This window comes from Embleya australiensis (assembly GCF_051903075.1).
GTDB lineage: Bacteria > Actinomycetota > Actinomycetes > Streptomycetales > Streptomycetaceae > Embleya.
Window position 1 is genome coordinate 3,648,803 of record NZ_CP182423.1, and the last position, 14,548, is coordinate 3,663,350.

Annotated in this window: 14 protein-coding genes; 5 read left to right on the plus strand and 9 right to left on the minus strand. The window is 71.8% G+C overall.

Features of this window, described 5'->3' with window-relative positions; genetic code table 11:
• Window positions 1-94: 94 nt before the first annotated feature.
• The 3 genes from ACMXN5_RS46020 to ACMXN5_RS46030 are packed head-to-tail and all read right to left on the minus strand — an operon-like array spanning window position 95 to window position 2,008.
• Window positions 95-511, minus strand: coding sequence for an arsenate reductase ArsC (locus ACMXN5_RS46020; protein WP_439680835.1), 417 nt, complete (start codon window positions 509-511; stop codon window positions 95-97).
• Window positions 504-1,607, minus strand: coding sequence for an ACR3 family arsenite efflux transporter (gene arsB / locus ACMXN5_RS46025; RefSeq protein WP_439680836.1), 1,104 nt, complete (start codon window positions 1,605-1,607; stop codon window positions 504-506). Before arsB ends, ACMXN5_RS46020 begins: the two co-directional genes overlap by 8 nt.
• Window positions 1,604-2,008 carry an ArsR/SmtB family transcription factor gene (locus ACMXN5_RS46030; RefSeq protein ID WP_439680837.1) on the minus strand — a complete coding sequence of 135 codons (405 nt, stop codon included), beginning with the start codon at window positions 2,006-2,008 and terminating at the stop codon, window positions 1,604-1,606. Before ACMXN5_RS46030 ends, arsB begins: the two co-directional genes overlap by 4 nt.
• A gap of 82 nt (window positions 2,009-2,090) precedes the next feature.
• Here ACMXN5_RS46030 and ACMXN5_RS46035 point away from each other — a divergent pair, with 82 nt between their 5' ends.
• Window positions 2,091-2,561, plus strand: a complete 471-nt coding sequence (locus ACMXN5_RS46035) for an ArsI/CadI family heavy metal resistance metalloenzyme (protein ID WP_439680838.1) — start codon at window positions 2,091-2,093, stop codon at window positions 2,559-2,561.
• Between the two features lie 28 nt (window positions 2,562-2,589).
• Here the strand turns inward: ACMXN5_RS46035 and ACMXN5_RS46040 are convergent, their stop codons facing one another.
• Window positions 2,590-2,964: an STAS domain-containing protein gene (locus ACMXN5_RS46040; protein WP_439680839.1), complete on the minus strand. Its 375-nt coding sequence runs from the start codon at window positions 2,962-2,964 to the stop codon at window positions 2,590-2,592.
• Between the two features lie 229 nt (window positions 2,965-3,193).
• Between ACMXN5_RS46040 and ACMXN5_RS46045 the strand changes: the two genes are divergently transcribed.
• Together ACMXN5_RS46045 and ACMXN5_RS46050 are read left to right on the plus strand one after the other, a co-directional pair.
• Window positions 3,194-3,748, plus strand: coding sequence for an isochorismatase family cysteine hydrolase (locus tag ACMXN5_RS46045; RefSeq protein WP_439680840.1), 555 nt, complete (start codon window positions 3,194-3,196; stop codon window positions 3,746-3,748).
• Window positions 3,749-3,853: 105 nt separating this feature from the next.
• Window positions 3,854-6,076, plus strand: a complete 2,223-nt coding sequence (locus ACMXN5_RS46050) for a catalase (protein ID WP_439680841.1) — start codon at window positions 3,854-3,856, stop codon at window positions 6,074-6,076.
• Between the two features lie 98 nt (window positions 6,077-6,174).
• Here the strand turns inward: ACMXN5_RS46050 and ACMXN5_RS46055 are convergent, their stop codons facing one another.
• The 5 genes from ACMXN5_RS46055 to ACMXN5_RS46075 form a co-directional block, all read right to left on the minus strand.
• The gene (locus ACMXN5_RS46055) at window positions 6,175-6,555 is read right to left on the minus strand and encodes a VOC family protein (RefSeq protein ID WP_439680842.1); all 381 of its coding nucleotides are present in this window, start codon (window positions 6,553-6,555) and stop codon (window positions 6,175-6,177) included.
• A 184-nt stretch (window positions 6,556-6,739) separates the two neighbouring features.
• Window positions 6,740-7,339 carry a DUF4352 domain-containing protein gene (locus ACMXN5_RS46060; protein ID WP_439680843.1) on the minus strand — a complete coding sequence of 200 codons (600 nt, stop codon included), beginning with the start codon at window positions 7,337-7,339 and terminating at the stop codon, window positions 6,740-6,742.
• Window positions 7,340-7,589: 250 nt separating this feature from the next.
• On the minus strand, window positions 7,590-8,096 hold the full coding sequence (locus ACMXN5_RS46065; protein WP_439680844.1) for a hypothetical protein: 507 nt from the start codon (window positions 8,094-8,096) through the stop codon (window positions 7,590-7,592).
• Between the two features lie 129 nt (window positions 8,097-8,225).
• Window positions 8,226-9,173, minus strand: a complete 948-nt coding sequence (locus ACMXN5_RS46070; RefSeq protein WP_439680845.1) for a universal stress protein — start codon at window positions 9,171-9,173, stop codon at window positions 8,226-8,228.
• An 83-nt stretch (window positions 9,174-9,256) separates the two neighbouring features.
• Entirely contained in the window at window positions 9,257-10,165 is a 909-nt protein-coding gene (locus ACMXN5_RS46075; protein ID WP_439680846.1) for a universal stress protein, read from the minus strand.
• A 193-nt stretch (window positions 10,166-10,358) separates the two neighbouring features.
• Here ACMXN5_RS46075 and ACMXN5_RS46080 point away from each other — a divergent pair, with 193 nt between their 5' ends.
• On the plus strand, window positions 10,359-13,103 hold the full coding sequence (locus ACMXN5_RS46080) for a bifunctional acetate--CoA ligase family protein/GNAT family N-acetyltransferase (RefSeq protein WP_439680847.1): 2,745 nt from the start codon (window positions 10,359-10,361) through the stop codon (window positions 13,101-13,103).
• 168 nt (window positions 13,104-13,271) lie between these two features.
• Window positions 13,272-14,540 carry an APC family permease gene (locus tag ACMXN5_RS46085; protein WP_439680848.1) on the plus strand — a complete coding sequence of 423 codons (1,269 nt, stop codon included), beginning with the start codon at window positions 13,272-13,274 and terminating at the stop codon, window positions 14,538-14,540.
• The last annotated feature ends 8 nt before the right edge of the window (window positions 14,541-14,548 follow it).

Here is a 14,548-nt window from a genome sequence, read left to right on the forward strand (position 1 = left end):
ACCGGCTCGGGCAGTCCCCGGTTGATGTCGCCTGGCGAACGTCCGAACGCAGGGAGGGCGATCGTCGGAGTGCGGTACACGGCGGCGGCGCCGGTCAGGCCGCCTCGATGCCGAGTTCGGCGAGCAGGGCGCGGACGCGTCGTTCGATCTCGTCGCGGATCGGCCGTACGGCCTCGACGCCCTGTCCGGCCGGGTCGTCGAGCTTCCAGTCGAGGTATCGCCTGCCGGGGAGGATCGGGCAGGTGTCGCCGCAGCCCATCGTGATCACCACGTCGGACGCGCGTACTGCCTCCGTCGTCAGGATCTTCGGCGTCTCGGCGGACATGTCGATGCCGACCTCCGTCATCGCCGCGACGGCGGCCGGGTTCACGGCGCCGGCGGGCGCGGATCCGGCGGAGCGTACCTCGACCCGGCCGTCGGCGAGGTGGGTGAGCCATGCGGCGGCCATCTGGGACCGTCCGGCGTTGTGGACGCACACGAACAGTACGGAGGGCGTGGCGGGTTCAGACACGGGCGGGACCTTCCGGGGCTACGGTCGCGGTGGGTTGGGGGAAGTGGCGGCGGGCGGCGAGGGCGACGTACACGAGGCCGATCAGCACCGGCACTTCGATGAGGGGGCCGACGACTCCGGCGAGGGCCTGTCCGGAGCCGGCGCCGAAGGTGGCGATGGCGACCGCGATGGCGAGTTCGAAGTTGTTGCCCGCGGCGGTGAACGCCAGTGTCGTGGCCCGCGCGTGGTCCAGGCCGACGGCGCGTGCGACGGCCATGGATCCGCCCCACATCAGCGCGAAGTAGGCGAGCAGGGGCAGCGCGATCCGGGCGACGTCGAGCGGCTTGGAGGTGACGGCGTCGCCCTGGAGGGCGAAGAGCACGACGATGGTGAACAGGAGTCCGTACAGGGCGAACGGGCCGATCCTGGGGATCAGCGTCGTCTCGTACCAGGTCCGGCCCCGGGTCTTCTCGCCGAGGCGGCGGGTGAGGAACCCGGCCAGGAGCGGGATGCCGAGGAAGATCAGTACGCTGCGGGCGATTTCCCATACGGACACGTCCAGGTCGGTGCGTTCCAGGCCGAGCCATCCGGGCAGCACGTCGAGGTAGAACCAGCCGAGTGCGGCGAACGCGATCACCTGGAACACCGAGTTGAGCGCGACCAGGACGGCGGCGGCCTCGCGGTCGCCGCAGGCGAGGTCGTTCCAGATGATCACCATGGCGATGCAGCGGGCCAGGCCGACGACGATCAGGCCGGTGCGGTACTCGGGCAGATCGGGCAGCATCAGCCACGCGAGGGCGAACATCAGCGCCGGGCCCACGATCCAGTTCAGGGCCAGGGACGGCAGCAGCAGCCGCCGGTCGCCGGTGACGGTGTCGAGCCGGTCCCAGCGGACCTTCGCGAGCACCGGGTACATCATCACGAGCAGGCCGAGCGCGATCGGCAGCGAGACCCCGGTGACCGTCACCTTCGCGAGCGCGTCACCCAGGCCGGGGACGAGTCGGCCCAGGCCGAGCCCGGCGGCCATCGCGATCAGGATCCACACCGCGAGGAAGCGGTCGAGGAACGACAGTCGCCCGGCGACCGGTCCCGCCGGGGTCGCGGCCGGGGCGCTCACGCGTCGACCGGAGCGGGGGCGGGGGCGGGTTTGGGGAGGGGGTCGCCGGCGGGGCGGGTGAGGATCGCGGCGAGGCGGTCGGTCGTGGCGGGCAGGAGCCGGTAGTACACCCAGGTCCCGCGCCGTTCGGAGGCGATCAGCCCGGCCTGCTTCAGCAGCTTGAGGTGGTGGGAGATCGTCGGCTGGGACAGGTCGAACGCCGGGGTGAGATCGCAGACGCAGATCTCCCCGCCCGCGCGGGAGGCGATCATCGACAGCAAGCGCAGTCGCACCGGGTCGCCCATCGCCTTGAACACCCGCGCCAGATCGACGGCCTGCTCCTCGTCCAGCGGGGCGGTCAGCAGGGCCGGGCAACATCCGTCGGCGTCCCGGCCGAGCACCACGAGTTTCTGTTTCGACATTCCTCTATGTTGACGTTCTTCGATGCAACGCGCAAGCTTGTATCGATCGACATCGATACAAGCCGATGGGGAGACCGCTGTCATGTCCCGTGTGCAACTCGCGCTCAACGTCGCCGACCTCGAAGCGTCGGTGGCCTTCTACTCCGAGCTGTTCGGCGTGGAGCCCGCCAAGCGCCGACCCGGCTACGCGAACTTCGCCGTTACCGACCCGCCGTTGAAGCTCGTCCTGATCGAGGGCGAGGCCGGCCAGGACACCCGTTTGGACCACCTCGGCGTCGAGGTCGAATCCACCGACGACGTCACCGCCGCCACCACCCGCCTCAAGGACGCCGGACTCGCCACGTTCGAGGAGAACGACACCTCCTGCTGCTACGCCCTCCAGGACAAGGTGTGGGTCCACGGCCCCGGCAAGGAGCCGTGGGAGGTCTACGTGGTCAAGGCCGACGCCGACCGGATGGGCAAGAATCCCATCCTCTCGGGCACCGACGCCTGTTGTGCCGGTGGGTCCGAGGCCGATCCGGCACCCGCCGCGGCCTGCGTCTGCGGCGGCTGACGGCGAAGCGGAGAGAGGGCCTTCCGGCTCAGTGCGAGGTCTGTTCGTGTTCCCCGCAGGTGTACGCGGCCCGAGCGTCGTCGACGTCGCTGTGCACGGCGAAGACGATGTCCGAGTGGCTCGTCGCCAGGAGCCGGACTATCCGAGGTGGCGGGGATGCCAGGAACAATCGCCCGCCGGCCGCCGACGCGCGCCGACGCAGCCGTAACAACGCGTCGAACCCCGAGGAGTCGCACCCGTCGACTCCGGCCAGGTCCAGGACGAGATCCGGGTGCCGGGCGAGCACTTCGCGCACTTGCCGATCGAGGCCGGGCGCCGTGTCCGCGTCGAGTTCGCCGGACACGGCTGCCACCGCGAGTCGCCCGCGGGTTCGGTGGATGTCGAGACATGGTTCGCGGTTCATGGGCGAACGCTCCTGTTCGTCGCTGATCCGGTGATGTACGGGGTCGCCGCGTTCCGGGCGGGTCGGGTGGGGTCGGGTCGGGCGACGGCGCCCCCCCACGCCCGCTGCCCGCTTTTCGCCGCCTCACCCGTGCCGGCGCTTGTGCGGCGACACTTCGGGGTACGCGCAGGCGAATACGGCCGCCAGGGAGTCGTGCGGCACCGCTCCCCGAATCCACGATCGAGTCACCGTGAACCACGTCGCCCTCGTCGTCATCGACATGATCAATACGTACGAGCACGAGGACGCCGACGTTCTGGCACCCTCCGTACGCCGCGTGTTGCCCGTGCTGCGCCTGCTGCTGGACCGGGCGCGACGGGACGGGGCGGACGTCATCTACGTGAACGAGAACTTCGGCCGCTGGCGCTCGGATCACGGGGAGATCGTCCGGGCGGCCTTGAACGGTCCGCGTGCCGACCTCGTCGAGTCGATCCGTCCCGACGACCTGTCGATGTTCGTGGTCAAGGCCCGCCATTCGATCTTCTACCAGACCCCGCTCGAATACCTGCTCACGCAAAAGGGCGTACGGCACATCGTGCTCACGGGGCAGGTCACCGAGCAGTGCGTGCTCTACTCGGCGCTGGACGCCCACATCCGGCATTTCGAGGTGACCGTGGCACGGGACGCCGTCGCCCACATCCACGAGGACCTCGCCGACGCGGCGCTGCGCATGATGGAGCGCAACATGGGCGCCCGCATCCTCCCGGCCGAGGACATCGACTTCCGGCTTCCGGGCCCCGGGTGACGACGAATGAGGGAATCCGGGGAACCCGCGCCCCGTCGGATGTATCACCCGCGCGTGGACGGGCAAGCGGCAACGGTCCCAGCAATCGCTGTGCCCGGAGGAATGATGAGCAAGTCCGACCCCGCCCCGCAGATTCCCGGACGTCCCGGCAGCCGCGCGCCATCGGTGGCGGAACCGACCGACCCGCACGACCCGCTTCCCCCCAAGCCCGATCAGGACGGGCCGGCCACCCAGAGCCCCACGGGGCAGGCCACCGGCGCCGAGCAGTCCACTCGGGCCCAGGCGGGCGCGTTCCTGACCACCGCCCAGGGATTGCGCGTACCCGACTCGGACCACTCGCTCAAGGCGGGGCCGCGCGGCCCGGTACTGCTCCAGGACCACCATCTGCGCGAGAAGATCACCCATTTCGATCACGAGCGCATTCCCGAGCGGGTGGTGCACGCGCGCGGCGCGGCGGCGCACGGCGTCTTTCGCGGCTACGGCACGGCGACATCGGTCACCAAGGCGGCGTTCCTCGCCGAAGGGGTGGAGACGCCGGTGTTCGTGCGCTTCTCCACCGTGCTCGGCTCGCGCGGCTCGGCGGACACCGTGCGCGACACCCGGGGGTTCGCGACCAAGTTCTACACCTCCGAGGGTGTCTTCGACCTGGTCGGCAACAACATCCCGGTGTTCTTCATCCAGGACGCCATCAAGTTCCCCGACGTCATCCACGCGGGGAAGCCGCATCCGGATCGGGAGATCCCCCAGGCGCAGAGCGCGCACGACACGTTCTGGGACTTCGTCTCGCTGCACACCGAGGCCACCCACCACACCATCTGGAACATGTCCGATCGGGGCATCCCCCGCTCCTTCCGGACCATGGAGGGCTTCGGCGTCCACACCTTCCGACTGGTCGCCGCCGACGGGTCGACCACCCTGGTGAAATTCCACTGGAAGCCCAAGGCGGGCGTGCACTCACTGGTGTGGGAGGAGGCGCAGCTGATCAACGGTATGGACCCGGACTTCCATCGGCGCGATCTGGCGGACGCGATCGAGGCGGGCGCGTTTCCGCAGTGGGAATTCGGCATCCAGACCTTTCCCGACACGCCGGAGCAGACGTTCGAGGGCATCGATCTGCTGGATCCCACCAAGATCGTGCCGGAGGAACTGGCGCCGGTACAGCCGATCGGGCTGCTCACGCTGAACGCCAACCCGAAGAACTTCTTCGCCGAGACCGAGCAGGTCGCCTTCCATCCGGGTCATCTCGTCCCCGGGATCGACCTGACCGACGATCCGTTGCTGGCCGGTCGGCTGTTCTCCTACCTGGACACCCAGATCACCCGTCTGGGCGGCCCCAACTTCGCGCAGATCCCGATCAACCGCACGCACGCGCCGATCAACGACATGCAGCGCGACGGGTTCCATCAGGACGCGGTACACACGGGCGTCGCGCCGTATCGCCCGAACTCGCTCGACGGGGGCTGCCCGTTCCTGGCCGGCGCCGACGCGGGAGCGTACGTGGAGACCCCGGTGGCGGTACCGGCCGCCACGAAGGTACGCGAGGCACCGGCGTCCTTCGACGACCACTTCGGCCAGGCGCGGCTCTTCTGGCTGAGCCTGAGCGACGTCGAGCGCGAACATGTGGTCGGCGCCTACACGTTCGAGCTCGCCAAGTGTTACGAGAAGGCCGTGCGCGAGCGGGTGCTGGGCGTGCTGGCCAATGTGGACGAGCAACTGTGCGAAGCGGTCGCCGCCGGGCTGGGACTGCCCGCGCCCGCGCCGACGAAGCCGCCGGCGTCCGTACGGCCCAGCCCTGCGCTGTCCCAGGTCGGCGGAACCTGGCCGGTGGCCGGGCGCGTCGTCGGCATCGTCGCGGACGAGGGCAGCGACCTCGGCGCTCTGCGCACGGCGCGCGACGCGATCGCCGAGGCGGACATGGTCCCGCTGATCATCGCGCCGACCGGTGGCGCGCTCGGCGGCTCCTCGGACGAAGCGGTCCCGGTGCAGCGTACGTTCGCCGCCGCCCGCTCGGTGGAGTTCGACGCGGTGCTGCTCGCGAGCGCACCCGCACCGGCGGCCGACGCGTACGGCGCCCGCGACGCCAAGGCGGGCTCCGGAACAGGCGTGCTGGACCCGCGCGTAGCGCTCATCCTCGCCGAGGCGTACCGGCACGCCAAGGTCGTCGGCGGCTGGTCCACGGGCGCCGAAGCGCTCGCCGCGGCGGGCATCCCCGTCGACACCCCGGGTGTCCTCGTCGAGAACGATCCGGCGGCCGTGGTCGACGCGACGGCTCGGCTGCTGGCCACGCACCGGGTCTGGGAACGCTTCCCGAGCACCGGACAACTCTGAGCACCGGTCCCGGTCACCATCCGGGGTCGCGGATCGTGTGCGGCAGGGCATACGATCCGCGACCCCTCCCACCCTCGGTACATCCCGTCGCCGGCCCGTCAGCCGCCGGCATCCTCCGGGTTGTGCGCCACCACGCAGAACGGGTGGCCGTCGGGGTCGGTCAGCACGACGAAGTCCGGGTCGTCCGGGTAGTCCCACTCGGGCCGGCCCGCGCCCAGCCGGATCAGCCGTTCGACCTCGCCGGCCTGGTCGTCGGTGTACAGATCCAGATGAACGCGCACCGGTTCGACCCGCTCGCGCACCTCACCGAGTTGCAGCGAAAGCCTGTGCCGGCCGCTCTTCGGGTCGAGCATGACGAGGAATTCGGTGTCCCCGGTAACCGGATCACGCGGCCGAAGCCCAAGCGCGGACACCCAGAACTCGACGGCCCGAGGCAGATCGGAGGTGGTGACGACCGTACATCCCATGCGAAGCGTCATGGCCACGCCCCTGCCCACCGACGGCCGTTCGATTCGTCGCACATCCAGCCCAAAGCCCTCGGCACGCAGCGGTGCAGTGTGCCGAGGGTGACAGGTGGCGTTCCCGATCTGCCATAAAATGCATGGGCGTTCGACATGTCGCCGCATGCGGTACGAGACGGCGCCCGCGTCGTCGGCGGACGTGTCAGCGGACCAGCCATTCTCCGGTGTTGTTGGAGAAGCCGCTGTCCATGGTGAACTGCACCTTGGCGAGTTGCGCCGACTTGGGCACCTCGAAGGTGATCCACCCGGAGCCCACGGCCCCCGTATTGATGGTCACGCTGTTCAGTGCGGGGCCGGCGGTGGTCTCGTTGACGATGGCGGCGTTGAACGACTGGCCGTCGCTGTCGATCAGCTTGGCGCTGTTGCTCGGCGCGTCGTTGTACGGCTTCGAGCCGGTGTTCTCCAGTTTGAACTGCACGGATACCAGCCGAGAGCCGGTCTCGGGCTCGGAGAACTGATTCTTGGGGACGGCGTTGTCGGTGACCTTCAGCACCGTGACGCTGAGCTTTTCCCCACCGGTGATGCCTTTCAAGTCGAGCGTGCTGCCGACCGAGGCCACCGTGTTGTTCGATGAATTCGTGGCGCTTCCTCCTGGTGATGCGGAACCGGTTCCGGAGGCGGTGCCGGATGTCGCCACGCCCGACTGGGCCGGTTTGTTGGTGACTTTCTCGTCTGACGGTCCGCATGCCGCGGAGGCGATCAACAGCAGCGAACCGGCGGTCAGCGCGATGAGCCGTCGCATGACCATCTCCCGGGTCGAGTGCACGAGAGGTGTGCATCGGAGTGGAGTAGTTCCATTGTCCGCTTCGCCTTCAGGGCTCGCACTCTCGAAGTACCGTTCCCGTGTGGGTTCGGGGAGACCGCTGTCATGTCCCATGTGCAACTCGCGCTCACCGTCGCCGACCTCGAAGCCTCGGTGGCGCGGAAACCCTGGACTTCGTCGACCTCTTCGCGCCCGAGGCGTGGTCGACCGGTAGTCGTCCCCAGCCCGATCAGGACGGGCCGGCCACCCGGAGCGTCACGGGGCAGGCCGCGGCGCCGAGCAGTCCTCTCGGGCCCGGCTCCGCGCTGTCCCGGTTGTGGTTCGTCGTGTCGGGTCGGCTGCCGTGAGGAAGCCGTCGAGAACTTCGGGGTGGCGTTGGATGCGCCGCAGACCCTGGCGGGCGACGGTGACCGGTTCCGGTTTTCGCCGGATTTGCCTGCCGCAAGACGCCTCGCACGCCGTTGAAGTGGTCGGCGTGGTAATGGCTCAGCATCACGGACAGGTGCCGCTGGTACTCACGCGTCTGATCGATCACGCCGTACCTGACGAGGTAGTCGACCACATCCCCGGCGAACTCGTCGTTCCCGCCGTCGATGAGCAGCGCTTGGACCACGGTGTCCGCGAGGTCGATTTTGTGCTTCACCGCATACGGCACGTGGTCGATGGGGTTCGCGCCCGGCGCCGGGATCGGCGGCTTGGAGGTATCCGCGCGCCGGGCGTCGATCCTCTTCGCCACCTCCCGCGGAGACCGGTTGACGATGAGGGTCGAATCGCCTTGGCTGACGTTGTCGGGTGTCCGGCGCGGCGCGGTCGGGTACCGCGGTCGAGGCCTGGCGCGGCATCGCCACCGGATAAGCCCCGAGAGCTACGCGTGCCGGCGAGGGGCGTCGGGGTGTGGGGGCTTGGTGGGGTTGGGCTGGGTGGGCACGAGGAGGATTGGGGAGTGGGCGTGGTGTAGGGCTGTGTGGATGGCTCGGCCCAGGTTCGGGCCGAAGCGGCCGGTGTTGCGGTGGGCGGCGAGGACCAGGAGTTCGGCGTCGGCGCTTGCGGTGATCAGGGCGTGGGCGGTGGTGTCCAGGACGGCGTCCTCGGTGACGGGGACGTCCGGGTGCTTGTCGCGGAAGGGCTTGACGGCGGTGGTCAGGGTGGTCTCCGCCATCGTGCGCCAGTCGTCGATGATCGACACGGCCGGGGCGAACGCCAGGCCGCCGGCCATCGAGGCCGGGTAGCGCCACGCGTGGATGGCGTGTACGGGCAGGTTCCGGGCCGCCGCCAGGGCGAAGGCGGCTTCCAGGGCGGGGCCGCAGTCGTCGGCGGAGACGCCGACCACGATCGGCTTCGCGGGACGGTCGACGGCGGTGTCGTGGTCGGGGTGGACGACCAGGATCGGGCAGCGGGCCGCCGCCGAGACGGGCAGGCTGACCGAGCCCATCAGGAGGCCGGCGAAGCCGCCCATGCCCCGGCTGCCGACGACGAGCAGGGCGGCGCGGTCGCTCGCGGCCTCCAACGCATCGATGGCGTTGGCGAGTTCGACCGTGGCGAGCACCCGCAGGTCGCCGTGTCCGGCGCGTGCGCGGTCGGCGCCCCGGTCGACGATGGCGCGGGCGTTCTCGCGCAGCTGCTGCCCGAAGCGGTCGTCGCCGCCGGCGACTTCGACCCATTCCAGGGCGTGCAGCACTTCGAGGGTGGTGTCTCGGCGGGCGGCCTCCTCGGCGGCCAGGTCCACGGCTCGTTCGGCGCCGGGGGAGCCGTCGAAGCCGACAATGACGTGCCCCTGGAGCGGAGCCGGACGGGAGGTCGATTCCTGGGTCATGGTGGGGAATCCCTTCGAGGGGGTGGGAAATCGGGGTGGGGCGTCGGGGCCGACCGTGCGCCGATGCCCGGTTCGGCGAGGGCTCAGTCGTGGTCGGTGGATGTCTCGTCCGCCGAGGTGGGGACGATCACCAGCGGGCAGCGGGCGTGGTGGATCAGGCCCTGACCGACCGAGCCGAGCAGCAGGCCCGCGAAGCCGCCGCGTCCGCGCGTGCCGACGACCAGGCACAGGGCGTGCTCGGCGGCCTCGCGCAGGACCGCGACCGGGTGACCGACGGCGACCTCGCGGTGTACCGGCACGCTCGGGTACTTCTCCGTCCACCCCGCGAGCGTCTCGGCGAGCCGCAGGCGGCCCTCCTGCATCTCCTCGCGCATCCGCATCCCGGCCAACAACCCGCCGGAAAACTGGCGGACATTGACGGCCACGATCGTGGCGCCGCGCCGGGCGGCCTCGTCGAAGGCGTACGCCACGGCCGGTTCGGAGTGCGGCGCCCCGTCCACCGCGACCACGATGGTCGGCGGCTCGCCGCTCGTGTGCTCGGGCTCTCGGACCACGACCACCGGGCAGGTCGCGTGCGCGATGACCGGTACCGCGATTCCGCCAGTGGTCAACAGCTCCGTGGCCGCGGACAGCCGGCGCGAGCCGAGCACGACCATCGCCGCGTCCCGGGAGTGCTCGCGCAGCACGGCCACGGGCGATCCGTCGGCCAGGACCGACTCGGTGTTCAGTCGAGGGTGGCGGGTCGCGGCCGTTTCGCGGGCTTCGTCCAGGGCCCGGGTGCCGGTCGCGCGGAAACGTTCGCCCCAGGTCAGGCGGTGTGGGTTCGGCTCGGGGTGGCGCTCGACGCCGATCGGCCAGTCGAGCGCGTGCACCAGGCGCAGCGGCAGGCCGCGTCGGGCGGCTTCGTCGGCGGCCCAGACGACGGCGAGGCGGCCGGCGTCGGTGCGTTCGACGCCGACGACGATCGGTGTTGCTCCCACGTGCGTGGTCACGGTCGACTCCTTCTCCCCGGGGCCGAACGATCGCCTGTCGGCCCGTGCCTCGAACACTGCCCGTCCTGCCCGGACCCGGGCAGGGCCATTGGGCCCGAGTCCCCGGACCGGTCGGCCCTGCCCGGCATGTGGGATCGGCGCGAGGCTGGCGGCGAGCGGCGCGAAACGCGCCCGGGCCGAAGGGAACGGGACCATGCACGAGGTCGGTACACCGCACGCGATCTGGGCGCTGGCCGCCGACGGCGAGACGGTGCTGCTGCGGCGCCCGGGACCCGAGGACCGGGACCGGGTGTCGGCGATGCACCGCGCGATGTCGGCGGAGAGTCTGTACCTGCGGTTCTTCGGGGTGTCGGAGTCGGCGGCGCGCGAGACCGCGGAGCGGGTGACCACACCCGACCGGGACGGTTGCGGCGCGCTGATCGCGCTCACGTCCGACGGGGACGAGGTGGTCGGGGTCGTCGAGTACAACGGCGCCGACGGCCCCGGCCCCGGCGCCGACGGCTCCGACCCCGGCCCCGGCGCCGACGGCTCCGGAGAGGCGGAACTCGCGCTGGCCGTGGCCGACGCGTGGCACGGCCGGGGGATCGGCACGCTGCTGATCGAGCACGTGGTGACGATGGCCCGCGCGGACGGCGTGCGCACGCTGGTGGCGGACCTGCTGCCGTGGAACCGGCCGATGTTGCGGGTCCTGGAGGACATGGGCATGCCGGTGCGGAATCGGCTCGTGTCCGGCGTGCTGAGCTGCGAGATCCCGTTGGACGGCGACATCCCGACGATCGAGCGCTACCTGACCGCCGTGGCGCGGCGCGAGGCGTTGGCCGATGTGGCCGGCCTGGTACCGCTGTTCGCGCCCCGCTCGGTGGCGATCGCCGGCGCGGGGCGGCGGGCCGACTCGGTCGGCCGGGCGCTGCTGCACAACGTGATGGCGGCCGGTTACGCCGGATCGTTGGCCGTACTGCATCCCACGGCGACGCAGGTGGACGGAGTGCCGGCGTTCCCGACGCCGGATCTGCTCCCCGAGGTGCCCGACCTGGTCGTGGTGGCCGTCCCCGCCGACCGCGTCCCCGACCTGGTCGAGGACTGTGGACGGGTCGGCGTGCGGGCCGTCGTCGTGGTGACCTCGGGCGGTACGCCGGAGCAGGCCGCGCGCGTGCACGCCTCCATCCGGCGGCACGGGATGCGCATGGTCGGCCCGAACTGCCTGGGCATCGCACAGACCGACCCGGCGACCGCCCTGAACGCGACCTTCGGCTGGACCGTCCCCACGCGCGGCGGCGCCGGGGTGGCGGTGCAGTCCGGCGGTGTGGGGATCGCCTTGATCGAGCAGTTGAACCGCCTGGGGATCGGCGTGTCCACGTTCGCGTCACTCGGTGACAAGTACGACGTCAGCGGCAACGACATGCTCCAGTGGTGGCAGGCCGACCCGCGCACCACGATGGCGATCCTGCACCTGGAATCCTTCGGCAACCCGCGCAAGTTCTCCCGGATCGCGCGCACCGTCGGCCGCGTCAAGCCGGTGCTCACCGTGGACGCGGGACGCTCCGCCGCCGGTCGCCGCGCCGCCGGGTCGCACACCGCCGCCGCGGTCACCCCGACCATGGCGCGCGGCGCGCTGTTCCGCCAGGCCGGCGTGACCGCCGTACAGACCCTCGGCGACCTGGTCGCCGTCGCGGCCCTGCTGCACGCGCAACCCCTGCCCGACGGCGCCTCGGTCGCGGTGATCGGCAACGCGGGCGGCGCGGGGGTGCTGGCGGCCGACGCCTGCGTGGACGCGGGCCTGGCCGTACCGCGCTTCGGCCCCGACCTCGAAGCCGACCTGCGCGCCCTCCTGCCCGCCGGCGCCGCGTGCGCCAACCCCGTCGACACCACCGCCACCGTCGACGGCGAGACGCTGCGCCGCTGCGTGGACCGAGTCCTGGCGGCCGGCCACGTGGACGCGGTCGTCCTGGCCCTCGCGCCGACCGCCCTCGGCGACCCGCTGGGCGATCTCCTGGAGGGCCCCGCGGTGCGTGCGCGGCCCGTCGTGGTGATCGCCCCGGAACGCGGGGCGGCCGTCGAGCTGTTGCCCGCCGTGGGCGGGACGGTGCCGGTGTACAACGACGCGCGCACCGCCGCCGTCGCGCTCGCCCACGCCTACAGGCGCTCGATGTGGCTGACCCGTCCGCGCGGCACGGTACCGCCGCTGCCCGACGTCGACCGCGGCGCGGCCCGCGCGCTCGTCGCCGATCATCTGATGCGCGAGCCCGACGGGGGATGGCTGCCGCCTCGCGCCTGCGCCCGCCTGCTGGGCGCCTACGGCATCGAGGTCAGCCCGTGGCGGCAGGCGTTCGACGCCGACGAGGCGGTGGCGCTCGCCCGCGAACTCGCCCCGTTCGGCGCCGACGGCGCGGTCGTGCTCAAGGCGTACGGCCCGCACATCGTGCACAAGAGCGATGTCGGCGGGGTCCGGCTGCGCCTGGTCGGCGACGACGCGGTGCGCGCGGCCTTCACCGACCTCGCCGATCGCATCGGCGCCCTGATGGAGAGCGTGGTCGTGCAGCCCATGGCCGCCTCCGGCGTCGAACTGATCGCCGGGGTGACCCAGGACGAAGTGCTCGGCCCGCTGGTGCTGTTCGGCCTCGGCGGCGTGGCCACCGACGTACTGGCCGACCACGGCGCCCGGCTCACCCCGCTGACCGACCTGGACGCGCACACGCTGCTCGCGGGCTCACGCGGGGCACCGCTGCTCTACGGCCACCGGGGGGCGGCGCCCGTCGACACGGCCGGGGTCGAGGACGTCCTGCACCGCCTGTCCAGGCTCGCGGACGACGTGCCGCAACTCGTGGAGGCCGACCTGAACCCGCTGGTCGCCCGCCCCGACGGCGTCACCGTCCTCGACGCCCGCATCCGCCTCGCGCCGCGACCCGGACACGACCCGTACCTGCGACGCCTGCGCTGAATCGGAGCATTGCCCGGGAACAGTGAAGGCACCGCCGGCGCCCGCCCGTCCCGCCCCGGCGGTTCCCCTCGTCGTCATCCGTGCGACATCCCCTTCCGATATCGTGCACCGCTGTCGAAGTGCCCGTCCCATCGGCTCCCTGCGGCCGTCGTCGTGGAGGAGTGAGCGATGAGTACGTCTGCGGCGCCCGTGGGCGGGGGTGAGCTGAAGCGGCATCTGGGCGTGTTCGACGCCGTGGTGATCGGGTTGGGCTCGATGATCGGGGCCGGGATCTTCGCGTCCCTGGCCCCGGCTGCGTCGGCGGCCGGCTCCGGCCTGTTGCTCGGCCTGGCGCTGGCGGCGGTGGTGGCGTACTGCAACGCGACATCCTCGGCGCGGCTGGCGGCCCGCTACCCGCAGTCGGGCGGCACGTACGTGTACGGGCGCGAGCGGCTCGGCGACTTCTGGGGATACCTGGCCGGGTGGGGCTTCGTGGTCGGCAAGACCGCCTCGTGCGCGGCGATGGCGCTGACGGTCGGCTCGTACGTGTGGCCCGACCAGGCGCACGCGGTCGCCGTCGCCGCGGTGGTGGTGCTGACGGCGGTGAACTACGCGGGTGTGCAGAAGTCCGCGCTGCTGACCCGGGCGGTGGTCGCGGTCGTCCTGGCGGTGCTCGCCACCGTGGTCGTGGTGTGCCTGACGTCGGGGTCGGTGGTCGCGGCGCGGCTGGACGTCGGGGCGGACGCCTCAGCGGGCGGGGTGTTGCAGGCCGCCGGACTGTTGTTCTTCGCGTTCGCCGGGTACGCGCGCATCGCCACGCTGGGCGAAGAGGTCCGGGACCCGAAGCGGACCATCCCCCGCGCGATCCCGACGGTGCTGGCCATCACCCTCGTGGTGTACGCGGCGGTCGCCGTCGCCGTCCTGCTGGTACTGGGCCCGGACCGGCTCGCCGACGCCGCCGCGCCGCTGGTCGAGGCGGTTCGCGCGGCGGGTGTCCCGGGCCTTGTGCCCGTGGTCCGGGTCGGCGCCGCCGTCGCCGCCCTCGGCTCGCTGCTCGCGCTGATCCTGGGCGTCTCCCGGACCACCCTGGCGATGGCCCGCGACCGGCATCTGCCGCACGCCCTGGCCGCCGTGCATCCGCGCTTCCACGTCCCGCACCGGGCCGAGTCGGCCGTCGGCTGCGTGGTCGCGGTCCTGGCCGCCACGACGGACGTGCGCGGCGCGATCGGCTTCTCGTCGTTCGGCGTGTTGGCCTACTACGCGATCGCCAACGCCGCCGCCTGGACCCTCGCCCCCGAGGAGGGCCGCCCGGCCCGGATCGTGCCGATCGTCGGCACGTCGGGCTGCCTGGTCCTGGCCTTCGCCCTGCCGCTTGCCTCGGTATTCGCCGGGGCCGGCGTGATCGCGGCCGGCGCCGCGGCCTACGGCGTCCGCAGAGCGGTCGGCCGTAGGGCCTGACGGATCGT

Bases quoted from the DNA above. Each gene is read 5' to 3' on its own strand.
- ACMXN5_RS46030 (WP_439680837.1), bottom strand. From the start codon at position 2,008: ATGTCGAAACAGAAACTCGTGGTGCTCGGCCGGGACGCCGACGGATGT.
- ACMXN5_RS46035 (WP_439680838.1), top strand. From the start codon at position 2,091: ATGTCCCGTGTGCAACTCGCGCTCAACGTCGCCGACCTCGAAGCGTCG.
- ACMXN5_RS46040 (WP_439680839.1), bottom strand. From the start codon at position 2,964: ATGAACCGCGAACCATGTCTCGACATCCACCGAACCCGCGGGCGACTC.
- ACMXN5_RS46050 (WP_439680841.1), top strand. From the start codon at position 3,854: ATGAGCAAGTCCGACCCCGCCCCGCAGATTCCCGGACGTCCCGGCAGC.
- ACMXN5_RS46055 (WP_439680842.1), bottom strand. From the start codon at position 6,555: ATGACGCTTCGCATGGGATGTACGGTCGTCACCACCTCCGATCTGCCT.
- ACMXN5_RS46060 (WP_439680843.1), bottom strand. From the start codon at position 7,339: ATGCGACGGCTCATCGCGCTGACCGCCGGTTCGCTGCTGTTGATCGCC.
- ACMXN5_RS46070 (WP_439680845.1), bottom strand. From the start codon at position 9,173: ATGACCCAGGAATCGACCTCCCGTCCGGCTCCGCTCCAGGGGCACGTC.
- ACMXN5_RS46080 (WP_439680847.1), top strand. From the start codon at position 10,359: ATGCACGAGGTCGGTACACCGCACGCGATCTGGGCGCTGGCCGCCGAC.
- ACMXN5_RS46085 (WP_439680848.1), top strand. From the start codon at position 13,272: ATGAGTACGTCTGCGGCGCCCGTGGGCGGGGGTGAGCTGAAGCGGCAT.